At 70.8% G+C, this 22,997-nt stretch carries 21 protein-coding genes; 14 read left to right on the top strand and 7 right to left on the bottom strand.

The window, feature by feature from the left end; all coding sequences use genetic code 11:
* Window positions 1–7: 7 nt before the first annotated feature.
* Window positions 8–1,603 carry a helix-turn-helix domain-containing protein gene (locus ACIBH1_RS20510; RefSeq protein ID WP_397315395.1) on the bottom strand — a complete coding sequence of 532 codons (1,596 nt, stop codon included), beginning with the start codon at window positions 1,601–1,603 and terminating at the stop codon, window positions 8–10.
* A 329-nt stretch (window positions 1,604–1,932) separates the two neighbouring features.
* On the opposite strand from ACIBH1_RS20510, the gene ruvC reads away from it, so the two are divergent.
* From ruvC to ACIBH1_RS20470, 8 genes are all read left to right on the top strand, one after another.
* Window positions 1,933–2,460: a crossover junction endodeoxyribonuclease RuvC gene (gene ruvC, locus ACIBH1_RS20505; RefSeq protein WP_397315394.1), complete on the top strand. Its 528-nt coding sequence runs from the start codon at window positions 1,933–1,935 to the stop codon at window positions 2,458–2,460.
* Window positions 2,457–3,077 carry a Holliday junction branch migration protein RuvA gene (gene ruvA, locus ACIBH1_RS20500; protein ID WP_397315393.1) on the top strand — a complete coding sequence of 207 codons (621 nt, stop codon included), beginning with the start codon at window positions 2,457–2,459 and terminating at the stop codon, window positions 3,075–3,077. The genes ruvC and ruvA overlap by 4 nt, the downstream gene beginning before the upstream one ends.
* Complete coding sequence (gene ruvB, locus ACIBH1_RS20495; protein ID WP_397315392.1) at window positions 3,074–4,114, top strand: Holliday junction branch migration DNA helicase RuvB; 1,041 nt, start codon at window positions 3,074–3,076, stop codon at window positions 4,112–4,114. The genes ruvA and ruvB overlap by 4 nt, the downstream gene beginning before the upstream one ends.
* 224 nt (window positions 4,115–4,338) lie before the next feature.
* The gene (gene yajC, locus ACIBH1_RS20490; RefSeq protein ID WP_397315391.1) at window positions 4,339–4,704 is read left to right on the top strand and encodes a preprotein translocase subunit YajC; all 366 of its coding nucleotides are present in this window, start codon (window positions 4,339–4,341) and stop codon (window positions 4,702–4,704) included.
* Between the two features lie 43 nt (window positions 4,705–4,747).
* A complete protein-coding gene (gene secD, locus ACIBH1_RS20485; protein ID WP_397315390.1) occupies window positions 4,748–6,499 on the top strand; it encodes a protein translocase subunit SecD in 1,752 nt (583 codons plus the stop codon).
* 1 nt (window position 6,500) lies between these two features.
* Window positions 6,501–7,496 (top strand): protein translocase subunit SecF, encoded by a 996-nt coding sequence (secF, locus tag ACIBH1_RS20480; protein ID WP_397315389.1) that lies wholly within the window; start codon window positions 6,501–6,503, stop codon window positions 7,494–7,496.
* 100 nt (window positions 7,497–7,596) lie between these two features.
* Window positions 7,597–8,103, top strand: a complete 507-nt coding sequence (locus ACIBH1_RS20475; protein WP_397315388.1) for an adenine phosphoribosyltransferase — start codon at window positions 7,597–7,599, stop codon at window positions 8,101–8,103.
* A gap of 159 nt (window positions 8,104–8,262) precedes the next feature.
* A complete protein-coding gene (locus tag ACIBH1_RS20470; RefSeq protein ID WP_397315387.1) occupies window positions 8,263–10,449 on the top strand; it encodes a RelA/SpoT family protein in 2,187 nt (728 codons plus the stop codon).
* A 13-nt stretch (window positions 10,450–10,462) separates the two neighbouring features.
* Here the strand turns inward: ACIBH1_RS20470 and ACIBH1_RS20465 are convergent, their stop codons facing one another.
* On the bottom strand, window positions 10,463–11,188 hold the full coding sequence (locus ACIBH1_RS20465) for an aspartate/glutamate racemase family protein (RefSeq protein ID WP_397315386.1): 726 nt from the start codon (window positions 11,186–11,188) through the stop codon (window positions 10,463–10,465).
* A gap of 93 nt (window positions 11,189–11,281) precedes the next feature.
* Here ACIBH1_RS20465 and ACIBH1_RS20460 point away from each other — a divergent pair, with 93 nt between their 5' ends.
* On the top strand, window positions 11,282–11,845 hold the full coding sequence (locus tag ACIBH1_RS20460; RefSeq protein ID WP_397315385.1) for a helix-turn-helix domain-containing protein: 564 nt from the start codon (window positions 11,282–11,284) through the stop codon (window positions 11,843–11,845).
* On the opposite strand, the gene ACIBH1_RS20455 is transcribed toward ACIBH1_RS20460, so the two are convergent.
* From ACIBH1_RS20455 to ACIBH1_RS20445, 3 genes are read right to left on the bottom strand one after another with little or no spacing between them, the layout of a single operon-like run.
* Window positions 11,836–12,606 (bottom strand): SAM-dependent methyltransferase, encoded by a 771-nt coding sequence (locus ACIBH1_RS20455; protein ID WP_397315384.1) that lies wholly within the window; start codon window positions 12,604–12,606, stop codon window positions 11,836–11,838. The genes ACIBH1_RS20460 and ACIBH1_RS20455 overlap by 10 nt on opposite strands.
* Before the next feature lie 46 nt (window positions 12,607–12,652).
* Window positions 12,653–13,738: a cupin domain-containing protein gene (locus tag ACIBH1_RS20450; RefSeq protein ID WP_397315383.1), complete on the bottom strand. Its 1,086-nt coding sequence runs from the start codon at window positions 13,736–13,738 to the stop codon at window positions 12,653–12,655.
* 9 nt (window positions 13,739–13,747) lie between these two features.
* Entirely contained in the window at window positions 13,748–15,646 is a 1,899-nt protein-coding gene (locus ACIBH1_RS20445) for a family 10 glycosylhydrolase (RefSeq protein ID WP_397315382.1), read from the bottom strand.
* Window positions 15,647–15,742: 96 nt separating this feature from the next.
* On the opposite strand from ACIBH1_RS20445, the gene ACIBH1_RS20440 reads away from it, so the two are divergent.
* Together ACIBH1_RS20440 and ACIBH1_RS20435 are read left to right on the top strand one after the other, a co-directional pair.
* A complete protein-coding gene (locus tag ACIBH1_RS20440; RefSeq protein WP_397315381.1) occupies window positions 15,743–16,756 on the top strand; it encodes a hypothetical protein in 1,014 nt (337 codons plus the stop codon).
* Between the two features lie 23 nt (window positions 16,757–16,779).
* Window positions 16,780–17,010, top strand: coding sequence for a DUF1049 domain-containing protein (locus tag ACIBH1_RS20435; protein ID WP_397315380.1), 231 nt, complete (start codon window positions 16,780–16,782; stop codon window positions 17,008–17,010).
* 45 nt (window positions 17,011–17,055) lie between these two features.
* Here ACIBH1_RS20435 and ACIBH1_RS20430 read toward each other — a convergent pair whose 3' ends face one another.
* Window positions 17,056–18,306: a DUF349 domain-containing protein gene (locus tag ACIBH1_RS20430; protein ID WP_397315379.1), complete on the bottom strand. Its 1,251-nt coding sequence runs from the start codon at window positions 18,304–18,306 to the stop codon at window positions 17,056–17,058.
* Window positions 18,307–18,324: 18 nt separating this feature from the next.
* Complete coding sequence (locus ACIBH1_RS20425) at window positions 18,325–19,200, bottom strand: peptidylprolyl isomerase (protein WP_397315378.1); 876 nt, start codon at window positions 19,198–19,200, stop codon at window positions 18,325–18,327.
* 125 nt (window positions 19,201–19,325) lie between these two features.
* On the opposite strand from ACIBH1_RS20425, the gene ACIBH1_RS20420 reads away from it, so the two are divergent.
* The 3 genes from ACIBH1_RS20420 to aspS are packed head-to-tail and all read left to right on the top strand — an operon-like array spanning window position 19,326 to window position 22,984.
* Window positions 19,326–19,997, top strand: a complete 672-nt coding sequence (locus tag ACIBH1_RS20420; protein ID WP_397315377.1) for an MBL fold metallo-hydrolase — start codon at window positions 19,326–19,328, stop codon at window positions 19,995–19,997.
* On the top strand, window positions 19,998–21,257 hold the full coding sequence (hisS, locus tag ACIBH1_RS20415; protein WP_397315376.1) for a histidine--tRNA ligase: 1,260 nt from the start codon (window positions 19,998–20,000) through the stop codon (window positions 21,255–21,257).
* Window positions 21,254–22,984 (top strand): aspartate--tRNA ligase, encoded by a 1,731-nt coding sequence (gene aspS, locus ACIBH1_RS20410; RefSeq protein ID WP_397315375.1) that lies wholly within the window; start codon window positions 21,254–21,256, stop codon window positions 22,982–22,984. Before hisS ends, aspS begins: the two co-directional genes overlap by 4 nt.
* Window positions 22,985–22,997 lie beyond the last annotated feature (13 nt).

Raw genomic sequence — 22,997 nt, 5'->3', positions numbered from 1 at the left:
AGTCCGATCAGGATTGGCCGGTCGGCCAAAGGCCGTCCACCAGGCGGACAGCCAGGGCGACCAGGAGCCTGGTGTCGGGGTCGTCGAGGTCCACCCCGAACCGCTCCCTGCTGCGCCTCAGGCGGTAGCGGAGGGTGTTCGGATGGAGGACGAGACGCCTGGCGGCACGGGGGACGTCGCCGGACTCCTCCAGGTAGACGGCGATCGAACGCACCAGCTCGCCGCCCGCGGCCAGGTCGGTCCTGACGAGGTCGTGGATGGCGCCGCCGCCGAGCTCCCACACGGGCCGTACGACGTCCAGGACGCGCAGCACGGCCACGGCGGAGTCCACCTCGCCCACCAGCGCCCTGCGCCCCTCAGCGTCGCCCTGCGGGGCGCGCGCGGCGCGGTCGCGCAGGACACGCACCACCAGCCCGGCCTCCTCGCGCGACTCCGGCGCCCGCAGCGGCGACGACACCACCCCGCCGCCGCCCACCCACACAGCACCGGCTCCCGGCATCGAAGCCGCCAGCAGGTCCAGCTCCCGCATGAGCGCTGGCACCTCCTGCTCCTCGCCCTCGCCGACCGGCAGCAGCACCGTCACCCGCCCCGCCTCCCGCAACACCCGCGCCGCCGTACGGAACGACGCCGCCTGCAGCGCCACCGCCCCCATGACCCGATCGGCCGCCTGCCCCTCGGGCCCGTCGTGCTCGGCGACGACCACCGCGCACCTCATCCCCGGCGACAACCCCAGCGACCAGGCGTGCGTGCTCACGTCGCCGTCCCCGCCGAGCAGCCCGCGCAAAGCGTGCTCCTCCCTGCGCCGCGCGCCGCTCTCCCGCAGCCGGTGCTGCAGCAGGTACGGCACCGCCACCTCGGCGGCCCTGGCCAGCGCGCTGGCGGCGTTCTCGCTCAGCGCCCTGCCGTCGGCCGCCGCCCAGATCGAGCCCAGCATCTCCCTGCCGCTGCGGATGGCGATGATGAGCCGCTCGGGAGTGTCGCCGTCGGCCGGACGATGGATCACCTCGCCCGACGACCACAACGTCCGCAACAGCCCGCTGCGCCTGAGCTCCTCCACCCGCCAGTCCGGCACCCGCCCGCCCAGGATCGTCTCCCGCCGCAGGTCGTCGGCGCCCGGACCGGTCGCCGAGTGGGCGATCACGCGGAACTGGGTGTCCTCGATCGTGATCGAGCCGCCGGTGAACTCCGCCACCACCGACGCCAGCGCCGCCAGCCCGCCGCCCGCCGTCGCGTCGGCCATCCGGTCGCCGCGCCCCGCCTCCGCATAAGCCAGGGCGGAGCGCAGGAGCGTCGCGACGTCGTCCCAGTCGGCCCACTCGGCGCGGGCCAGGAGCGCCATGCCGTACTGGTCGGCCGTGCGCAGGGCCTCGTCGAGGCCGCTGTCGTCGGGCCTCACCACCACGGCGGCGGCATCGCGCCCGGCGGCCTCCTCGACGGAGATGCCGATGCTCAGGACGACACGGTTCGTACACAGGCGGGCGGGGCCCTCGTCACCGATGATCACGCCGTCGAAACCGACGTCCTGGCCGGTGGGGGCCAGGAGCAGCCGCAACACGCCGCCCTCGTCGAAGGCGAGCAGCTCACGCAGCGTGACCCATTTCATGCCGCCGAGCATAGGCGCGGGTCGGCGCCACCCGGCGGAGGGCACCGGCACGGGCGCGGCCCCAGGGTCGCCGCGCGCCGGGGTCCGCTCGTGCCCGGGACCAAGCGGGCATCACCGCGCGCCGGGATCCGCTCGCGTCCGCGACACGGCGGGCATCACCGGGCGGCGGGGTCCGCTCGTGCCCGGGACCAAGCGGGCATCGCCGGGCGCACCCGACGCCTTCACCCTCCTCACCCGGCGCGATCGCCCGTCGTGCGTGCGCCGAGCCTCCGGGCCCGTTAGGCTGGCCTCCGCCGAACAAGTGTTCGGCGGACGGAGGGTGTGCGCGGGTGCGGGTGCTGGGAGTGGACCCCGGTCTGACGCGGTGCGGCGTCGGCTCGGTCGAGGGGCGGGCGGGCGCACCGCTGTCGCTGATCGCCGTCGGGGTGGTGCGCACGTCGTCCGACGCCCCGCTGCCCGACCGGCTGGTGGCGCTCGAGCGGGGCCTGGAGGAGTGGCTCGACTCGGTCAAGCCCGACATGGTCGCCGTCGAGCGGGTCTTCAGCCAGCACAACACGCAGACCGTCATCGCCACGGCCCAGGCCTCCGGCATCGCGGTGCTGTGCGCGGCGCGGCGAGGCCTGCCGGTGTCGCTGTACACCCCCTCCGAGGTCAAGGCCGCGGTCAGCGGCAACGGCACGGCCGACAAGGCGCAGGTGGGCAGCATGGTCACCCGGGTGCTGCGGCTCAAGGAGATGCCGAAACCGGCGGACGCCGCCGACGCGCTCGCGCTGGCGATCTGCCACATCTGGCGCGGCGGCAACCAGCAGCGGCTGGCCGATGCCGTCGCACGCGCGACGAGGGGGCGAGTGGTGTGATCGCGTCGGTGGCGGGCACGGTGGCCGCGATCGGTCCTGACGGGGCGGTCGTGGAGGTGGGCGGTGTGGGCGTGCTGGTGCACTGCACGCCGGGCACGCTCGCGGGCCTGCGGGTGGGCGAGCACGCCCGGCTGGCGACCTCGCTGGTGGTGCGGGAGGAGTCGCTGACGCTGTACGGCTTCGCGACGGAGGACGAGCGCACCGTCTTCGAGATGGTGCAGACAGCCAGCGGGGTGGGGCCGAAGCTGGCGTTGTCGATGCTGGCCGTCCACACGCCCAACACCCTGCGCGTGGCGGTGGCGTCGGCCGATCTCAAGGCGCTGACGCTGATCCCCGGCATCGGGCAGAAGGGCGCGCAGCGCATCGTGCTGGAGCTCAAGGACAAGCTCGGCACGCCGGAGGAGGCCGTCAACGCGGCCATCAACGGCGCGGCCGTCCGCACGGTGTGGCGGGAGCAGGTGCACACCGGCCTCGTGGGGCTGGGGTATTCGAGCAAGGACGCCGACGACGCGCTGGCGCTGGTTGAGCCGATGGCCGAGGCCGACGTGAAGGCCGGGCGCGAGCCCCAGGTGGCGGCGCTGCTGAAGGCCGCGCTCAGGGCGATGAGCATTCGATGAGCTTCGACCGTGACCTGATCTCGGCCCAGGCCGACGACAACGACCTGCAGATCGAGGCGGCCCTGCGCCCCAAGTCGCTCGGCGAGTTCATCGGCCAGTCCCGCGTGCGCGAGCAGCTCTCGCTCGTCCTCCAGGGCGCGTTGAAGCGCGGCAAGGCCCCCGACCACGTCCTGATGAGCGGCTCGCCCGGCCTCGGCAAGACCACCCTCGCGATGATCATCGCCTACGAGCTCGGCGCCCCGCTGCGCATCACGAGCGGCCCGGCGCTGGAGCGGGCCGGTGACCTGGCCGCGATCCTGTCGACGCTCGCCGAGGGCGAGGTGCTGTTCATCGACGAGATCCACCGCATGGCCCGCCCCGCCGAGGAGATGCTCTACCTGGCGATGGAGGACTTCCGCGTCGACATCGTCGTCGGCAAGGGCCCGGGTGCGACGGCGATCCCGCTGGAGATCGCGCCGTTCACGCTGGTGGGCGCCACCACCAGGGCGGGCCTGCTGCCCGCCCCGCTGCGCGACCGTTTCGGGTTCACCGCCCACATGGACTTCTACGAGGTCGACGAGCTCGAACGCGTGCTCGCCCGCTCCTCGCGCCTGCTGGGCGTCGACCTGCCCGCCGACGGCGCGCACGAGATCGCGCGCAGGTCGCGTGGCACGCCCCGCATCGCCAACCGGTTGCTGCGCCGCGTGCGCGACTTCGCCGAGGTGCGCGCCGACGGGCTGATCACCCGCGATCTGGCCGCGGCGGCGCTGAACCTGTACGAAGTCGACGCCGAGGGTCTCGACCGGCTCGACCGGGCGGTGCTGGGCGCGTTGCTGCGCAAGTTCGGCGGCGGCCCGGTCGGCCTGTCGACGCTGGCGGTCGCGGTGGGTGAGGAGCCGGAGACGGTCGAGGTCGTGGCCGAGCCGTTCCTCGTACGGCAGGGCCTGGTGGCCAGGACGCCCCGGGGGCGGGTGGCGACGGCCGGGGCCTGGCTCCACCTGGGCATGACCCCGCCGCCGGACGTTTTCGGAGCGGCTCCTCCCGACTCCGACGGGTAATCACAAATCGGTTGCAACGTTGCGAATTGGGAACTTCCCCGCGCGCCGAACCGCTGGTTCGTTGCCGCGTTTCACGACAAGCGCCTACACTCCGTGGCTTGGCTGCCTGTGTAGGCTGACGGGCTGAGCGGCGTGCTAGCAGCGCGGCAAGCGGAATTTCCGGCGTCAAGCCGGTGTCAACATCTTGTACAGAAGATGGAAGGTGCCTGATGCAAGGCAGCGGTATGTCGACCATCATCATGCTGGTCCTGATGGTCGTGGCGTTCTATTTCCTGCTCATCCGCCCGCAGAAGAAGCGGCAGCAGGAAGCCGTCAAGATGCAGAACTCCCTCGCTCCGGGGACCCGTGTCATGACCACGACCGGCCTGATGGCCACGGTGGTCGCGATCGACCACGAGGACGTCGTCCTCGAGATCGCTCCGGGCGTCGAGACGCGCTGGGTCAAGGCGGCCATCGGCCGTGTCGTCACCCCGGTCGACGCCCCCGTCGACACCACCGATGAGGTGGACGACGACGTCAAGGCCACCGTCGACGGCGACGTCCCCGTCAAGAACGACACCGATCAGGATCAGAGCACTCCCAAGTCCTGACTAGGCTCAGCACAAACCCCTACCCGAAAGAACAGACGATCCAGTGGCCCGACCGACCAGCCGCCAGAGCAAACCGGGCGTCACGCTCCTGGTGCTCCTGGCAATCATTCTCGCCATGGGCGGGGCGATGGCGCTGTACAAGGCGTGGACGCCCAAGCTCGCCCTGGACCTCGCCGGCGGCACGACGGTGACGCTGACACCCGTCACCCTCGACAACAAGGCGCCCACGCAGGAGGCCCTCGACCAGGCCGTCAACATCCTGCGCAACCGGGTGAACGGCAGCGGCCTGTCCGACGCCGAGGTCGCCAAGACCGGCGACAACATCATCATCTCGGTGCCCGGGGCAGGGCAGAAGGAAACCGTCGAGAAGGTCGGTAAGACCGCGGAGCTGCGCTTCCGTCAGGTCATCGCCATGGAGGTCCCGGCGCAGCCGGAGGCCATGCAGACCGAGGCGCCGGTGCCGAGCGGTTCGCCCTCGGCTTCCCCCTCCGGCTCCCCTCAGCCGTCGCAGAGCGCCGCGCCGAAGGCTTCGGCCAGCGCCTCCCCCACGGGCAAGGCGGTCTCCTCGGCGCTGACGACCACGTCGCCCTCGCCGTCGCCCTCCGCGTCGCCGAGCGCCAGCGCCAGCGCCTCGCCGAAGGCGAGCGCGGACGCGTCCCCGAGCGCCCAGCCGTCGCAGCAGCCCCAGCAGGGCCAGATGGTCGGCAGCCTCGAGGGTGTCCCGGCCGACGTGCTGAAGCAGTTCCAGGCGCTCGACTGCGCCGACCCCGCCAAGAACGGCCAGGGTGTCCAGGACGACCCGAACAAGATGTTCGCCACCTGTGACAAGGACGGCGTGAAGTACGTCCTCGACACCGCCAAGGTCGTCGGCACCGACATCGACACGGCGTCGGCCGGCATGCCGCAGGGCCGCACCGAGTGGATCGTCCAGCTCTCGTTCAAGGGCAAGGGCCCGGCCGAGTGGAGCAAGCTCACCACCAAGGCCTACAACTCCCAGCAGCCGCAGAACCAGGTCGCCGTCGTCCTCGACGGCCAGGTGATCACCGCGCCGCAGATCATCAACCCGATCCCCGGCGGTCAGGCCGAGATCACGGGCGGCTTCACCCAGGCCAGCGCCACCGAGCTGGCCGACCAGCTCAAGTACGGCTCGCTGCCGCTGAAGTTCAACCTGAGCTCGGCGGTCACCGTCTCCTCGACGCTCGGCGCCGACCAGCTCGAGGGCGGCATCATCTCCGGCCTCATCGGCCTGGCGCTCGTGGTCCTCTACTGCCTGCTGTACTACCGGGGCCTGGGCATCGTCGCGGTGCTGAGCCTCGTGGTCGCCACGGTCGTCACCTACCAGGCCGTCGTGATCCTCGGCGCGGGCGTGAACTTCCGCCTGTCGCTGCCGCACATCATCGGTCTGATCGTCTCGATCGGCATCACCGCCGACTCGTTCATCGTCTACTTCGAACGAATCCGCGACGAGATGAAGGAGGGCAGGCGCACGCTGCGCGCCGCCGTCGAGGTGGCCTGGGTGCGTGCCCGGCGCACGATCCTGATCGCCGACGCGGTCATGTTCATCTGCGCCGTGGTCCTGTACTTCCTGGCTGTCGGCGGCGTGGCCGGCTTCGCCTTCGCGATGGGCCTGACCACGCTCATCGACATCGTGGTGGTGTTCCTGTTCACCAAGCCACTCATCGCCCTGCTGGCCAGGTTGAAGTTCTTCGCCAAGGGGCACAAGCTCTCCGGGCTCGACGCCGAGCGCATGGCGGCCGACGCGCCCAAGGCCACGACCACCCCGCAGGAGGCCTGAGATGGGACTCGCGAGTCGCCTCTATCGCGGCGAGATCGATGTCGACTTCGTCGGCAAGCGCAAGCTCTGGTACGGCCTGTCGGCCTTCCTGCTCGCCGTCTCCATCCTGGGCATCGTGATCAACGGCCTCAACCTGGGCGTCGAGTTCAAGGGCGGCTCGGTCTTCACCTTCAAGACCGGGCAGCCCGCCACGGTCGAGCAGGTGCGTGCGACCTTCACCGAGGAGGGCGTGCACCAGCCGATCGTGCAGCAGGCCGGTGAGGGCTGGCGGGTCACCACCGAGACGCTGAACGAGAGCCAGACCGAGCAGCTCCGCCAGGCGATCACGCAGGAGTACCAGGTCGCGCCGAAGGACATCAGCAACGACCTGATCGGCGCCTCGTGGGGCGGCGAGGTCGCCAACAAGGCCTGGATCGGCCTCGTGGTGTTCATGGTGGCGATCATCCTCTACCTGAGCATGGCGTTCGAGCCGAAGATGGCCCTGGCGGCCATCGTCGCGCTCGTCCACGACCTGGTGATCACCGCTGGCGTCTACGCCTGGTCGGGCTTCGAGGTCACCCCGGCGACCCTGCTGGGCTTCCTCACCATCCTGGGTTATTCGCTCTACGACGCGGTCGTGGTCTTCGACATGATCAAGGAGGTCACCGCCAAGCTCGGCACGACCTCCAAGAAGACCTACACCCAGGCCGCCAACGACGCCCTCAACCACACGCTGATCCGGTCGCTGAACACCTCGCTGGTGGCCATCCTCCCGGTCGCGGCGATCCTGTTCATCGGCACCACCTTCCTGGGTGCGGGCACGCTGAAGGACCTGTCGCTGGCGCTGTTCGTGGGCATGATCGTCGGCACCTACTCCTCGCTGTGCGTGGCCACGCCGCTGCTGGTCACCCTCAAGGAGCGGGAGCCGAAGTACCAGGCGATCGCTCGCCGCCTGGCCGCCACCCAGGGCGGCGGCAAGGCCAAGGGCGGCAAGAGCGCCGCCGTGGCCAAGAGCTAGCCCCGGTTCGACCCGTGCGCCTCCGTCCCCGATCATGGGGGCGGAGGCGCCGCGCTTCCACGGCCCGTGCGCGTGCCGTACCAACGACTTGGAGACCCAGATGAGCTGGCAGGACCTGATCCGGGACGTGCAGGACTATCCGCAGCCGGGTGTGCTGTTCAAGGACATCACCCCCGTGCTGGCCGATCCGGGGGCCTTCGCCGAGGTGGTCGAGGAGCTGGGCGCGCTGTTCGAGGAGGCCGACAAGGTCGTCGGCATCGAGGCGCGCGGGTTCATCCTGGCCGCGCCCGTCGCCTACAACATCGGCGCGGGATTCGTGCCAGTGAGAAAGAAGGGCAAACTGCCCGCCGAAACCCTGGAGGAGTCCTACGATCTGGAGTACGGCTCCGCGACCATCGAGGTCCACAGCGACGCCTTCCGACCGGGGGATCGTGTGGTGATCGTCGATGACGTGCTGGCCACGGGAGGCACGGCCGCGGCGGCCGTGGAACTCGTGAAAAGGGCGGGGGCCGAAGTGACCGGAGTGGCCGTGCTCATGGAGCTGTCGTTCCTCAAGGGACGCGAGCGGTTGCCCGGAGTCGACCTCCGATCCCTGGTGACTGTCTGACGCTGGCTACACTGGGGGATCTGGACTCGGACGTGAGGAGTCTGTGTGCCCCGTGATGTGGCCGTAGACAGCGCGGCGAATGCCGAAACCGCCAACCAGGCGGCGCCGGCGGGCAGTCCCGCGTCGTCGTCGCGTCGTCGGAGGTTTGGGGGTGGGGCCATGAGCCAGGTGCTGGAACCGTTGTTCCGCACGGTCAGGGCGACCCATCCCAAGGCCGACCTGCGATTGATCCAGCGCGCCTACGAGGTCGCGGCCCACCATCACCGCGACCAGAAGCGTAAGAGCGGCGATCCCTACATCACCCACCCGCTGGCCGTGGCGACGATCCTGGCCGAGCTGGGCACCGACGACGAGACCCTGTGCGCGGCGCTGCTGCACGACACGGTCGAGGACACCGCCTACAGCCTCGACGAGCTGCGCGCCGACTTCGGCGACAAGATCGCGCTGCTGGTCGACGGCGTCACCAAGCTCGACAAGGTCAAGTTCGGCGACGCCGCCCAGGCCGAGACCGTGCGCAAGATGGTCGTGGCCATGTCGCGCGACATCCGCGTGCTGGTCATCAAGCTGGCCGACCGGCTCCACAACATGCGCACCATGCGCTACCTGCCCGAGCACAAGCGCCACCAGAAGTCGCGAGAGACGCTGGAGATCTTCGCCCCGCTCGCCCACCGCCTGGGCATGAACACCATCAAGTGGGAGCTGGAAGACCTCGCCTTCGCGATGCTCTATCCCAAGCGCTACGACGAGATCGCCCGCATGGTCAGCGAGCGGGCGCCGCGCCGCGATCTGTTCCTGCAGGAGGTCATCGAGAAGGTCTCGGCCGACCTGCGCGAGGCGCGCATCCGCGCCGAGGTCAAGGGGCGGCCCAAGCACTACTACTCCGTCTACCAGAAGATGATCGCCCGCGACGTCGCCTTCGACGACATCTACGACCTGGTCGGCATCCGGGTCCTGGTCGAGTCGGTGCGCGACTGCTATGCGGCGCTCGGAACGATCCACGCGCGATGGAATCCTGTGCCCGGCAGGTTCAAGGACTACATCGCGATGCCCAAGTTCAACATGTACCAGTCGCTGCACACCACGGTGATCGGCCCCGAGGGCAAGCCGGTCGAGCTGCAGATCCGCACCCACGGCATGCACCACAGGGCCGAGTACGGCGTTGCGGCGCACTGGAAGTACAAGGAGGAGGTCGGCGCGGGCCCCTCCGGCAAGGTCAAGCAGGGCAACGACATGGCGTGGCTGCGCCAGCTGCTCGACTGGCAGAAGGAGACCTCCGACCCCGGGGAGTTCCTCGAGTCGCTGCGCTTCGACCTGTCGGTGTCGGAGGTCTACGTCTTCACCCCGAAGGGCACGGTCATCGCCCTGCCCGAGGGCGCGACGCCGGTCGACTTCGCCTACGCCGTCCACACCGAGGTCGGCCACCGCTGCATCGGCGCGCGCGTCAACGGCCGCCTGGTGCCGCTGGAGAGCCGCCTGGGCAACGGCGACACCGTCGAGATCTTCACCTCCAAGTCGCCCGACGCCGGGCCGAGCCGCGACTGGCTGAAGTTCGTCAAGTCGGGCCGGGCCCGCAACAAGATCCGGCAGTGGTTCTCCAAGGAGCGCCGCGAGACCGCGATCGAGGGCGGCAAGGAGGCCATCGGGCGCGCCATGCGCAAGCAGGGGCTGCCGCTGCAGCGCCTGATGTCGGGCGAGTCCCTGCTGGCCCTGGCCCGCGACCTGCGCTACCCCGACGTGTCGTCGCTCTACGCCGCCGTCGGCGAGGGCCACGTCTCGGCCCAGGCGGTCGTGCAGAAGCTCGTGGCCTCCATCGGCGGCGTCGAGGGCGCCGAGGAGGACATCGCCGAGACCGCGCTGCCCACGCGCCTCAAGGGCCGTCCCAGGGGCGGCGGCGCGGGTGTCGTCGTGGCGGGCGACGGCGACGTCTGGGTACGGCTGAGCAAGTGCTGCACCCCGGTGCCCGGCGACGAGATCGTCGGCTTCGTCACCCGCGGCCACGGCGTGTCGGTGCACCGCGCCGACTGCACCAACGTGCAGCAGCTGAAGGAGCAGCCCGACCGCCTGGTGGAGGTCAGCTGGTCGCCCAGCGAAGACTCGGTGTTCCTGGTGGCCATCCAGGTCGAGGCGCTCGACCGGCCGCGCCTGCTGTCCGACGTGACCAGGACCCTGTCCGACCAGCACGTCAACATCCTGTCGGCGTCGGTGACGACGTCACGCGACCGGGTGGCGATCAGCAAGTTCACGTTCGAGATGGGCGATCCCAAGCACCTGGGCCACGTGCTCAAGGCGGTGCGCAGCATCCAGGGCGTGTTCGACGTCTACCGGGTCAGCGGCGCGGGCAGCTGACCCGGCGGCTCGGTCAGGGGCGCGTGTAGCCCGCCAGCAGCCCGGTGTACTTCTTGGCCGGCGGCGTGCCGTACTCCAGCCGTTTGCTGGTGCGCAGCCCGAGGGCGGCCAGGCCTTCGGCGAGCTTGACGGCGGCGGTGACGCCGTCGATGACGGGGATGCCGATCTCGAGCGAGATCTCGTGGCAGAAGTCGGCCATGCCCGCGCAGCCCAGCACGACCGAGTCGCTGCCGTCGCGCTCCATGGCGGCGCGGCAGGCCTGCACCACGGCCTTGCGGGCCTCGGGCGTCTCCAGGTCGAGCACGGGGATCTCGCAGGCGTGGATGCCCAGGCAGGCCTGCGAGAAGCCGTACCTGTGCACCAGGTCGAGCGCGCGCCCCGCCGTACGGGACAGGGTGGTGACGACGCTGAAGCCGCGGCCGACGAGTGTCGCGGTGTGCATGGCGGCCTCGGCGATGCCGATGACGGGCGCGGTGGCCAGTTCGCGGGCGGCGTCGAGGCCGGGGTCGCCGAAGCAGGCGACGACGAACCCGTCGGCGCCGGGGTGCAGGGCGATCTGTTCGAGCAGGCCGGGTACGGCCAGCGCCTCGTCGTAGTGGGACTCGATCGAGGCGGGCCCCATGGTGGGGTTGACGGCGACGACGGTGGTGCCGGGCGCCGCGACCGCCCGGGCGGCCTGGCCGATGGTCTCGGTCATGCTCCGGGAGGTGTTGGGGTTGATGACGCAAATCAGGGCCACGCGGAAATCCTCGAGGGTAGGTTCAACCATGCCGATCACACTCTCTGTTAAGTGATGGCTTAACACAAGACGCTCGGGTGAAGGTTGTGTCACATGGCGGAGGAGCAGGATCTCGGGCCGCGGCTGCGCGAGCTGCGCGAACGTGCCGGGCTCTCGCTCAGGGCGGTCGCGCGGGAGATGGGCATCTCGCCCAGCGCCGTCTCACAGCTGGAGCGCGGCCGGATGCGCCCGTCCGTCAGCCGGCTGATCGCCTACGTGGGAGCCGTGGGAGCGCCCCTGGCGGCGGTGTTCGACCACGCCGGCGAGGTCCCCGAGGCGGAGCTGTTCGCGGTGCGCCGCGCAGGGGAGGCCGAGCCGATCGAGCTCGGCGGCGGGGTGAGCTTCCGGCGGTTGTCGCCGGTGCCCGTGCCGGGCGTGGAGTTCTTCGAGTCGACCTATCCCGGCGGCGCCGTCTCCACGGCGCACCGGGAGCTGCTCAGGCACGAGGGTTACGAGGTCGGCTCGGTCAGCAGGGGCGAGCTGACGATCGAGTTCGAGAACGAGACGGTGGTGCTGGCGGCAGGAGACTCGGTCACCTTCCCCTGCCACCGCCCGCACATGATCAGCAACCGGTCACCCGAGACCGCGGTGGCCACCTGGCTGATCGTTCATCCCTGAGGCTTGCGCCCGACCGCCACCAGGTGATGGTCGCCGCCCATCAGCTCGGGCGGCTCCTCGGGACGCCACTCCTTGTTGCTGACGATGCCCGGCTCCAGCAGTTCGAGCCCGGCCACGTAGCCCTCGAACTGCGGCCTGGTGCGCGCGGTGAAGGGGGCGGAAGAGCGCTGGTAGACGGCGCTGACCCCGGGCGCGCTGGAGGGGCGCAGGTCGGGGGCCACATGGGTGAGCACCAGGTAGCTCCCGGCGGGCAGGCGGTCCAGCAGCCGCCTGACGATCCCGGCCGGATCCTCCTCGTCGGAGATGAAGTGCAGCACCGAGACCACCAGCACCGCGATGGGACGGGCAGGATCGAGTACCTCCAGCGCGTGCTCCACCACCTTCTCCGGCTCGCGGAGGTCGCCGGGCTGCACCCAGACACGCCGGTGGGTCTGCAGCAGCGCACGCGCGTGGGCCAGGACCACCGGATCGTTGTCGACGTAGACCACGGAGGCGTCTCCGGCGGCCTCGTGCACGTGGCCCTGCGTGGGCAGCCCTGAGCCGATGTCGACGAACTGGTCCACGCCGAGCTCGCGCAGCGCGGTCACGGCCCTGCGCAGGAAGGCGCGCGAGTTCACGGCGCCTTCGCGGATCTCGGGGACCAGCTCCAGCGCGCGGTCGGCGGCCTGCCGATCGGCTTCGAAATGATCCTTGCCGCCCAGGTAGTAGTCGTACATCCGGGCGACGTTCGGGACCGACGTGTTGACAGCGGGGGGTTGCATGATTCCTCCTGGGCTGCACCTTAGACGATCTTTGCCCGGCTTGCGGTCATTCGGGAAATTGGTGTGACCCGAGCGCGCCAGGAGGCGGCAGCCGCAGCCCGGGAAGGTTGACCACGATCGCCTCCGGCGTGCTGCGCGCGATGACGACGAGCGCCTCGTCGTCGGGCGAGGGGTTCTCCTCGCGGTGCGGCACGTACGGCGGGACGAACACGTAGTCGCCGGGACCGGTGTCGATGCGCCCGTCGGCGAAGACGAACGACGGGTTGCCGCGCACCACGAAGATCGCGGTCTCGGAGCGGCCGTGGTGGTGGTCGGCCGAGGCGGTGGCGGGGGCGACGAGGGTCTGGCCCATCCACAGATGACCCGCCCCGGCGATCGCCGCCAGGCGGTGCATGCCGGAGCTCTGGGCCGTCTCCGAGCTGAGCGCCGACGGCGTGACGTGCAGCAGCCGCTGGTGGAAGGGGTCGCCGTCGGCGTGGTAGCCCTCCCAGAGCCGCCCGCCCGTCTCCTCCACCACCCGCGTGGCCACCGCCCACAGCCGTGCGGGGTCGGCGTGCGCCGCCACCAGCTGCTCGGCCAGCGCGTGGTCGGCGGAGCGCAGCTCGCGCATCAGCCACTTGCCGTTGCCCTCCCAGCGCTCCAGCGAGGCCAGCCGCAGCCGGGCCGCGGCCTCGACGACCGTGGAGCGGATCATCATGAGCTCGCCGGGGTCCTTCGCCCCGGCGAGGTCGTCGATCAGATCCGCCAGGCCGTACCTGAGCCTGTCGAGGTCGGGGGAGGGGCCCGGCCCCGCCGCCAGCCGCGCGGCGAGCGCGCTCTGCAGCGACGGGGCCGTGCCGAGCCGGTCGATCAGGACGGTGCCGTGCCCGCACATCCGCGGCAGGCTGGGCCGCCGGCGCGCGAACTCCCGCTCCAGGTAGGCGTGGAGGCTGAGCTCGCCGTGGACGAACAGCTCCACGGGCGTGCCACGCCACCGCAGGGACTCCCGGTACGGCACGGCCAGGTCGGGCAGCACCACCACGACGTCGAGGTCGGAGGTGGGGGTGCGCGCCTCGTTGGCCGCCAGGAAGGCCTGCAGCGCCTGCGGGAACCGCGACGCTACGAGCGCGCGGGCATCGGTCACCGGATCCATGAGGTCACGCTAGCCCGTCGCGGTGAGCCGTACGGCGTCGGCGATCACGTACCCGGTGGTGGAGGTCCACCGGCTCACCCCGACGACGTTGCCGGAGCCCGCGGCCAGGGTGAAGGTCCCCAGCACGCGCCACTGCCCGCCGCCGGTGCGCTGGTCGACGGTGACCGTGCGGTTGCCGGTGGAGGTGACCACGATGTACGGCGTGGCGCTGTTGTAGCCGGAGTTGGCCGGATACCAGACCTCCACCCGGTAGGTGCCCGCGGACGGGACGGCCGCCTGGAACCAGGCGGGATCGCTGACGGCCTGAGGCTCGGCGAAGCGGTAGTCGGCTCCGTAGCGCTGCGTGGAGTACGCCGAGCTGCCCCAGGCGGCGCCGGCCGCCGGAGCGTCCAGGACGACGCTGTAGGCCCCGCCACCGGCCGTCCTGCCCGCGCTCACGGGGCTCTCGTGCTCGTTCCTGTCGAGCGCCGAGACGTAGTAGGTGGCGTTGGCCGGGGCGGAGGCGTCGAGGTAGGAGGCCGAGGAGGTGACGGCGACGAGGTTGCGACCGTCGTGGAAGGAGCACGCGTCGGCGGCGGCCGTCAGCCGGTAGACGGCGTAGGTCGCGCCGGAGCCCTGCCAGGTCAGGTTCACGCCGTTGGATCCGCGCGTGGCGGCCGTGATGGTGGGGGCGGCGGGGCCCGAGGAGGCGCCGAAGCTGGGCAGCAGGGCGGGCCTGCTGTAGTGGCCGGACACGACGCGGGTCATGCTGCCGATGCGGTCGTCGCGCACGTCCTTGGCGCTGAAGTAGACGTCTCCCGTCACTTGCGGGTGGGCGCGGTTGACGGTCAGGTGGTCGCTGAGCTCGGCCGGGTCCTGCCAGGCGGCGTCCTGGCCCGAGGCTCCCGCGCGGTAGGCGGCCTGGCCGACGTAGAGCTGCACGGCCGTCCCCGAGACCTGCTGCGCCCACCAGGCGGTCAGCTTGGTGTAGTCGGCGGCGGCGAAGCCGATGTGCCAGTAGAGCTGCGGGACGATGTAGTCGATCCAGTTCTGCTTCACCCACAGCCGCGAGTCGGCGTAGATGGCGTCGTAGGACTGCAGTCCCGAGGTCTGCGAGCCGAGCGGGTCGGCCGAGGCGTTGCGCCAGATCCCGAAGGGGCTCACCCCGAACCGCACGTGCGCCTTGGCGGTGCGGATGCGCGCGCCGAGCTCCTGGATGAGCTTGTTGACGTTGTCGCGCCGCCAGTCGTGGACGCTGGAGAAGCCGCCGCCGTACTGCGTGAACGTCGCCGCGTCAGGGATCGTCTGGCCGCTGACCGGATAGGGGTAGAAGTAGTCGTCGAGGTGCACGCCGTCGACGTCGTACCGCGAGACGGCGTCCATGATCGCGTCCTGGATGAAGGCGCGCACCGCCGGGATGCCCGGGTTGTAGTAGAGCTTGCCGCCGTAGGCGAAACGCCAGGAGGGGTTGCGCCGTGCCGGGTGGCTGGAGATGAGCTGCGAGGCGTCGTCGTGGTTGGCGACGCGATACGGGTTGAACCAGGCGTGGAACTCCAGCCCGCGCGCGTGGGCCTCGGCGACCATGAAGGCCATCGGGTCGTAGCCGGGGTTGCCGCCCTGGGTGCCGGTCAGCCACTGCGACCAGGGCTCGTGGGGCGAGGGCCAGAAGGCGTCGGCGGTGGGGCGGACCTGCACGACGACCGCGTTCATGCGGCGCTGCACGGCCAGGTCGAGCCAGGCGCGGAACTCCGCCTGCTGGGCGGAGGCGCTCAGCCCGGTGCGGCTGGGCCAGTCGATGTTGGCGACGCTGGCCACCCACATGGCCCGCATCTGACGCTTGGGAGTCGCCGGGTCGGCCGTGCACGCGGCGGCCGCCGAGGCGTGGGGGATGATCAGGAAGGGGAGCAGGAGGCATAACAGGCGCAACATGACTCTCATGGAAGGAAAGTTTCACTTTCCAGACGGGTAAGGCAAGAGTTTTCAACCCGCTTGACGTGCGGATCGGCGAAACCGCACATTGAAGAGATGACCGCCTCGGACGAACACCTGGAGAGTCAGCGGCTGGAAGTGGCGCTCATGGTCGCCGCTCTGCCCATCGTGGTGCTCGCCGACTCCCACCATCCCGCGTGGCTGGGCGAGTGCCAGTACTTCAACGAGCAACTGCGTCACCTCGAGATCGTGTACGGCGAGCTCGACGCGGTGATCCGCATCGAGCAGGCCCCCGACGCGCCCGTCTACGCCTTCCCGCCCTACGACTGGCCGGGCTGGAGCGCCGACGAGGAGGTGGAGGCGCTGCTCGACGGCCGCCTGGTCAAGGCGGTGCGGCGCATGAGCGCCACCAGCTGGAAGCTGCGGCTGCTGGCCCCCTACGACGAGGACGCCGCCGCCCTGGTGACGCTGACCGGATACGGCCCGCTGCCCGAGTCGCCGCAGCTGGTGACCAGGGCGGACCCGCTGCCGCTGATCCGCGAGCGCAACCGGCGCTGGGCCGCGCGCTGGCACGAGGTCCAGGAGCAGATGCAGGCCGAGCTCCGCAAGACCACCCCCTACCCGGCCGCCTACCTCATGCTGGCCGACCTGGCTGTGCGCCGGGCGCGCACCGCCAAGGAGCACGTCGAGCACCGCATCGAGTCGAGGCTGCGCGGCAGGCCGCCGGGGCCGGGCTGGCGCAACCTGTGGCGGCTGGTGCGCTCCACGCAGGCGCAGCTGCGCGGCCAGAGCGAGGACGAGGCCAGCGCCGCCGTGCGCTCGCTGGTCCAGCAGGCCCGCAGGCTCGCCGAGCAGGCGGCCTGGTTCGACGACGAACGCCTGGCCGCGGCGGCCCTGCGCGAGACCGTCGAGTGGATGGCCCATCGCACCGACGTGGCCAGCCGCCCCGCCCAGGAGGCCTGGGAGGCCGTGCACGCCCACGAGTCCGCCCAGCCGCTGCTGGCCCTGACCGCGCCCGAGGGGGAGTGGTCGGCCGAGCGCGGCCGGCTCACCCGCGGGTGGCTGCGCGCCTGGGACGCGTGGGCGGTGAGCTATGGTGTGATCACATAGCGTGATCAAAGGGGGTGGATGTCGTGGAGGGCATCGTCGCGAGGATCAGGAGCTGGCCGCCACGCGTCTGGATCGCCCTGGCGCTGCTGGTGCTGATCATCGTCTTCATCGTGCAGAACCGGCAGGACTCGGTGGTCCACCTGGTCTTCATCACGTTCACCGCGCCGATGTGGATCACTCTCGCCATCACGCTCGTGGTCGGCATCCTCATCGGCGTGCTGGCCGCCCGCCGCAGGAAAGGCGCCCGCGCATGACGGAAGCCGGGCCCCCGAAGGGTGACCCGGCTTCTCGGCCAGAACTCAGCTGAACTCGGCGAGCGTGCGCTCGGCCTCCTCCAGCCACGAACGACGGGCCTCGATGGCCTCCTCGGCCTCCTTGACGTCCTTCGCGCGGCCGGCGGCCTGGGCCTTGGCCAGGCGCGTCTCCAGCTGCGCGATCGACGAGCGCAGCTGGTCGACCGTCGACTGGGCCCGGGCGCGGGCCTCGGGGTTGGAGCGCTTCCACTCCGCTTCCTCGGCCTTGCGCACGGCGTCGTCGATCTTGCGCAGCCCGCCCTCGAGCCGGTCGCGCTGCTCGCGCGGCACCGGTCCGACCGCCTCCCAGCGCTCCAGGATGCCGCGCAGCGCCGCACGGGAGCCGCGCGCGTCGGAGACGGGGACGATCTTCTCGGCCTCGGCCAGCAGCTCCTCCTTCGCCGAGGCGTTGGCCGCCAGTGAGGCGTCACGCTCGGCGAACACCGCGGAACGGGCCTGGAAGAACTGGTCCTGGGCCGCCTTGAAGCGGTTCCACAGGTCGTCCTCCACCTCGCGCGAGGCCCGGCCCGCGCTCTTCCAGCGCTGCATGAGCTCGCGGTAGGCCGAGGCGGTGGCGCCCCAGTCCGTGGAGGCCGCCAGTTCCTCGGCCTCGGCCACGATGCGCTCCTTGGTGGCGCGCACACCCTCACGCTGCTGGTCGAGCCCGGCGAAGTAGGCCTTGCGCCGCTTGGCGAACGCGGTGCGGGCGGCCGACAGGCGCTTCCACAGGGCGGCCTCGGTGACGCGATCGGCGCGCTCGGCGGCCTTCCACTCCTCGACGAGCTGGCGCAGCCGCTCGCCGCCGGACTTCCAATGGGTCGTCTCGTCGGCGATGCGCTCGGCCTCGTCGACGATGCGCTCCTTGACCGCCTTGGCCTCGGTGCGCGCCTGCTCGCGCGCCGCCTTGACCTCCTCGCGGCGCTTGCCGACCAGCTCGGTCAGCGCGTCGAGACGGCCGGTCAGCGCGCCGAGGTCGCCGACGGCGTGCGCCTCGGCGACCGCCTCGCGCAACTTGACGATGCTCGACTCGGCCTGGGCGGGAGACAGGTCGGTGCCCTTGACCCGCTGCTCGAGCAGCTGCACCTGACCGGCCAGCTCGTCGTACTTGCGGTGGAAGTACGCCAGAGCCTCCTCGGCCTCGCCGGCCTGCCAGGAGCCGACGGCCCGCTCCCCATCAGCCGTACGCACGTAGACGGTGCCGTCCTCGTCTACCCGGCCCCACGGGTCGGTGCTCACCGTGTCCTCCCGCACATTCATCGCCTATCCCTTAATACTTCAGGATGTTGTCACGTCTGTGAACTCGACGCTTTCCTTGGGCGCGCCGGTGCCGTCCTGGCCGGGTGTGATGACGCCCGCCTTGTTGACCTTGTCCAGAATGTCGAGGCCCTTGGTGATCGTACCGACAACCGTGTAGTCGGGGGTAAGACCGATGTCTCCGTAGACCAAGAAGAACTGGCTGCCCGTCGTGCCCGGCTGACCGCCCTTGGCCATGGCCAGCACGCCGCGCTTGTAGGTCGCGCCCTCCAGGTTCTCCTCCGCCATGCGGAAGCCGGGGCTGCCCGCGCCGTCGGTCTCGCCCTTGCCGTCGGCCTTGGCCAGCGCGTCGCCGCACTGCAGCATCGGGAACTGGTCGTTGCCCAGCCGGTGGCACTTGCTGCCGTCGTAGTAGCCCTTCTCGGCCAGGAACGCCAGGGCGTTGACGGTGCAGGGAGCCTTGTCGGAGGCCAGCTTGACCTCGATCGGGCCCTGCTTGGTCTTGATCGTCATCTTGCCGGGGAGCTTCTTGACGTCGACCTTGGCCGGAGGCATGCCGACGTCCTTCACGGCCGGGCTCGACTCGTCGGCGACGTAGTCGCAGGTGCCCGTCGCGGCGTCGAAGGCCTTCGGCCCGGCGGCGACCGTCTCGCTCGTCGTCGGCATCGCGCTGGCGCTGGCGCTGGCGCTGGGGTCGGCGGCGGCCTCGGAGGCGCTGTCGCCTCCGCCCAGCAGCGCCGTGGCGGCCACGATCCCGCCCACGACCACGACCACGCCCACCGTGGATCCGATGACCGCGACCTTCTTGGCCTTCTGCTCGCGCTCGATGCGCCTGCGCATCTGCCGCTCGTGGTGCTCGCGCGCCAGCTGCTTCTGGCGGTCCTTGCCCGTGGCCACCGGTGTGCCTCCTAGCTAGAAAATCGAGGTGGGCGAATCGTATCGGCCAATGGGTAATGGTTCGCAGCCCGGCGAGCCGCACCGGTACCCTTCGGTTACATTCCCATTGGCTTTTTGGACGTCAGATGCTCATCGCAGGCTTCCCCGCAGGGGCCTTTCAGACTAATTGCTACCTCGTAGCGCCGGGACCGGGACAGGAGTGCGTCATCGTCGATCCCGGTCAGGACGCCGTCGAGGGTGTCGATGAGCTGCTGAGGGAGCATCGCCTCAAGCCGGTCGCGGTCGTGCTCACCCACGGTCACCTCGACCACGTCTGGTCGGTCGCCCCGGTCTGCGGCGCGCGCGGCATCCCGGCGTGGATCCACCCCGACGACCGCGAGATGCTCAGCGACCCCACCAAGAGCATCGGCACGCCGATCTTCGGCGACCTCACCCTGAGCGAGCCCGACGACGTGCGCGAGCTGACCGACGGCGCCGTGCTGAAGCTGGCGGGGCTGGAGCTCACCGTGGACCACACCCCCGGCCATACCAGGGGGTCGGTGAGCTTCCGTCTGCCCGGTGAGAAGATCATGTTCTCGGGTGACCTGCTGTTCGCCGGCTCCATCGGCCGCACTGACCTCCCGGGAGGCGACTACCCGACGATCCTGGACAGCCTGGCGACCAAGGTGTTGCCGCTTCCGGACGAGACGGTCGTCCTGCCGGGCCACGGACCACAGACCACGGTCGGCCGCGAGCGCGCCACGAATCCCTTCCTGAGGGAGGCGGCGCCGGGCGCGGCTCCGAAAAAGGGAATCTGAATGTCTTTCCAAGCACCAAAGGGCACCTTCGACTGGCTGCCTCCCCGTTCCGAGCGGGTGCTCGCCGTGCGCGAGGCCCTGGTCGCCCCGGTACGGCAGGCGGGCTACGGCTACGTCGAGACGCCCACCTTCGAGGACACCGAGCTGTTCAAGCGCGGCGTGGGCGAGTCGACCGACGTCGTCACCAAGGAGATGTACACCTTCGAGGACAAGGGCGGCCGTTCGCTGACCCTGCGCCCCGAGGGCACCGCCAGCGTCGTGCGCGCCGTGCTGCAGCACAGCCTGCACAACGGCAGGCTCCCGGTGAAGCTCTGGTACTCCGGCAGCCAGTATCGCTACGAGCGCGCCCAGCGGGGCCGATACCGCCACTTCTGGCAGGTCGGAGCCGAGGCGCTGGGCGCCGAGGACCCTGCGCTCGACGCCGAGCTGATCGTGCTGGCCTGGCGCGGCTACGCCGACCTCGGGCTGCGCGACGTGACGCTGCTGCTCAACTCCCTCGGCGACAAGGAGTGCCGCCCGGCCTACCGCGCCGTCCTGGTCGAGTTCCTGCAGAAGCTCGACCTCGACGAGGCCACCAGGGCGCGCATCGACATCAACCCCCTGCGCGTCCTCGACGACGGGCGCCCCGAGGTCCAGGCGCAACTCGCCGGCGCGCCGCTGGTCGTCGACCACCTGTGCGAGGCCTGCAAGGCCTACCACGAGGAGGTGCGCCAGCTGCTGACCGACTCGGGCGTGCCCTTCACCGACGACCCCAAGCTGGTGCGCGGCCTCGACTACTACACCCGCACCACCTTCGAGTTCGTCCACGGCGGCGTGGGCTCGCAGGCCGCGATCGGCGGCGGCGGGCGCTACGACGGGCTCAGCGAGATGCTCGGCGGGCCCGCGCTCCCGAGTGTCGGCTGGGCTCTGGGCGTCGACCGCACCATCCTGGCCATGGAGGCCGAGGGCCTGCTCGACGATGAGAGCGACGCGCGCGTCCAGGTGTACGGTGTCCCGCTGGGATCCGATGCACGCAGGCGCATGTTCCGGCTGGTCGAGGAGCTGCGCACCGCCGGCATCAGCACCGACATGGCCTTCGGCGGCCGGGGCGTCAAGGGCGCCATGAAGGGCGCCGACCGCTCGGGGGCGCGCTTCGCGCTGATCCTGGGCGAGCGTGACCTGGCGGCGCAGGCCGTACAGGTGAAGGACCTGACCACCGCAGAGCAGACCGAGGTGCCGTTGGCCGAGGTCGTAGAGATCTTGAAGGGGAAGTTGCAGTGATCCGCACGCACACGGCGGGCAGCCTCCGTAAGGAGCACGCCGGGCAGCAGGTAACACTCGCGGGCTGGGTGGCACGCCGCCGCGACCACGGTGGCGTGGTCTTCATCGACCTGCGTGACGCCTCCGGCTCGGCGCAGGTGGTCTTCCGCGAGGAGGACTCCTCCCACGACCTGCGCTCGGAGTACTGCGTCAAGGTCGTCGGCGAGGTGCGCGTGCGCCCCGAGGGCAACGCCAACGCCGACCTGCCCACCGGCGAGATCGAGGTCGTCGCCACCGAGGTCGAGGTGCTCAGCGAGTCGGCGCCGCTGCCCTTCCCGATCGAGGGCGGCTCAGGCGTGTCGGAGGAGGCGCGGCTGAAGTACCGCTACCTCGACATCCGCCGCGAGAAGCTCGCCAAGGCCATGCGCACCCGCTCCCAGGCCACCTACCTCACCAACGAGGTCATGAACGAGGAGGGCTTCGTCTACGTCGAGACGCCGACCCTCACCCGTTCCACCCCCGAGGGCGCGCGCGACTTCCTGGTGCCGGTGCGCCTGCAGCCGGGCAACTGGTACGCCCTGCCGCAGTCGCCGCAGCTGTTCAAGCAGCTGCTGCAGGTGGCCGGCCTCGAGCGCTACTACCAGCTGGCCAAGTGCTACCGCGACGAGGATCTGCGCGCCGACCGGCAGCCGGAGTTCACGCAGATCGACATCGAGATGTCCTTCGTCGACCAGGAAGACGTCATCGCGGTCGGCGAGAAGCTCGTCAGCCGTCTCTGGAAGGAGACGATCGGCTACGAGATCCCCACGCCGATGCCGCGCATGACCTACGCCGACGCGATGGCCCGCTACGGCTCCGACAAGCCCGACCTGCGCTTCGGCCAGGAGCTCGTCGAGATGACCGACTACTTCTCGGGCACCACCTTCCGCGTCTTCCAGGCCGACTACGTCGGCGCGGTCGTCATGCCGGGCGGCGCCTCGCAGACCCGCAAGGAGCTCGACGGCTGGCAGGAGTGGGCCAAGTCGCGCGGCGCCAAGGGCCTGGCCTACGTGCTGGTCCAGGAGGACGGCACGCTCGGCGGCCCGGTCGCCAAGAACCTCTCCGAGTGCGAGCTGTCCGGCCTCGCGGCGCGCACCGGCGCCCGGCCCGGCGACGCGATCTTCTTCGCCGCCGGCGCCAGGTCCGCCTCGCGCGACCTGCTCGGCGCGGCCCGCCTCGAGATCGGCCGTCGCTGCGGCCTGATCGACGAGTCGCAGTGGTCGTTCCTCTGGGTCGTCGACGCCCCCATGTTCGAGGAGGACGGCGAGGGCGGCTGGACCGCGGTCCACCACCCGTTCACCGGCCCCAAGCCGGAGTGGTCCGACACCTTCCAGGACCATCCGGGCGAGGCGCTGGCCTACGCCTACGACATGGTCTGCAACGGCAACGAGATCGGCGGCGGCTCGATCCGTATCCACCGCGCCGAGATGCAACAGCGGGTCTTCGACGTGCTGGGCATCTCCAAGCAGGAGGCCGAGAGCAAGTTCGGCTTCCTGCTCGAGGCGTTCAAGTACGGCCCGCCCCCGCACGGCGGCATCGCCTTCGGCTTCGACCGCCTCTGCGCGCTGCTGTCCGACGGCGAGTCGATCCGCGACGTGATCGCCTTCCCGAAGACCGCCTCCGGTTTCGACCCGCTCACCGGCGCGCCCACCCCCATCACGGTGGAGCAGCGCAAGGAGGCCGGCGTCGACGCCAAGCCCAAGGAGTAACCGGTCGTCCCGG

The organism is Nonomuraea sp. NPDC050663 (genome assembly GCF_044456985.1).
Classification (GTDB): domain Bacteria; phylum Actinomycetota; class Actinomycetes; order Streptosporangiales; family Streptosporangiaceae; genus Nonomuraea.
This window is presented reverse-complemented; position numbering and strand designations above follow the sequence as displayed.

Bases quoted from the DNA above. Each gene is read 5' to 3' on its own strand.
- ACIBH1_RS20510 (WP_397315395.1), bottom strand. From the start codon at position 1,603: ATGAAATGGGTCACGCTGCGTGAGCTGCTCGCCTTCGACGAGGGCGGC.
- ruvB (WP_397315392.1), top strand. From the start codon at position 3,074: ATGAGCTTCGACCGTGACCTGATCTCGGCCCAGGCCGACGACAACGAC.
- yajC (WP_397315391.1), top strand. From the start codon at position 4,339: ATGTCGACCATCATCATGCTGGTCCTGATGGTCGTGGCGTTCTATTTC.
- secF (WP_397315389.1), top strand. From the start codon at position 6,501: ATGGGACTCGCGAGTCGCCTCTATCGCGGCGAGATCGATGTCGACTTC.
- ACIBH1_RS20475 (WP_397315388.1), top strand. From the start codon at position 7,597: ATGAGCTGGCAGGACCTGATCCGGGACGTGCAGGACTATCCGCAGCCG.
- ACIBH1_RS20470 (WP_397315387.1), top strand. From the start codon at position 8,263: ATGAGCCAGGTGCTGGAACCGTTGTTCCGCACGGTCAGGGCGACCCAT.
- ACIBH1_RS20460 (WP_397315385.1), top strand. From the start codon at position 11,282: ATGGCGGAGGAGCAGGATCTCGGGCCGCGGCTGCGCGAGCTGCGCGAA.
- ACIBH1_RS20455 (WP_397315384.1), bottom strand. From the start codon at position 12,606: ATGCAACCCCCCGCTGTCAACACGTCGGTCCCGAACGTCGCCCGGATG.
- ACIBH1_RS20450 (WP_397315383.1), bottom strand. From the start codon at position 13,738: ATGGATCCGGTGACCGATGCCCGCGCGCTCGTAGCGTCGCGGTTCCCG.
- ACIBH1_RS20445 (WP_397315382.1), bottom strand. From the start codon at position 15,646: ATGTTGCGCCTGTTATGCCTCCTGCTCCCCTTCCTGATCATCCCCCAC.
- ACIBH1_RS20440 (WP_397315381.1), top strand. From the start codon at position 15,743: ATGACCGCCTCGGACGAACACCTGGAGAGTCAGCGGCTGGAAGTGGCG.
- ACIBH1_RS20430 (WP_397315379.1), bottom strand. From the start codon at position 18,306: ATGAATGTGCGGGAGGACACGGTGAGCACCGACCCGTGGGGCCGGGTA.
- ACIBH1_RS20420 (WP_397315377.1), top strand. From the start codon at position 19,326: ATGCTCATCGCAGGCTTCCCCGCAGGGGCCTTTCAGACTAATTGCTAC.
- hisS (WP_397315376.1), top strand. From the start codon at position 19,998: ATGTCTTTCCAAGCACCAAAGGGCACCTTCGACTGGCTGCCTCCCCGT.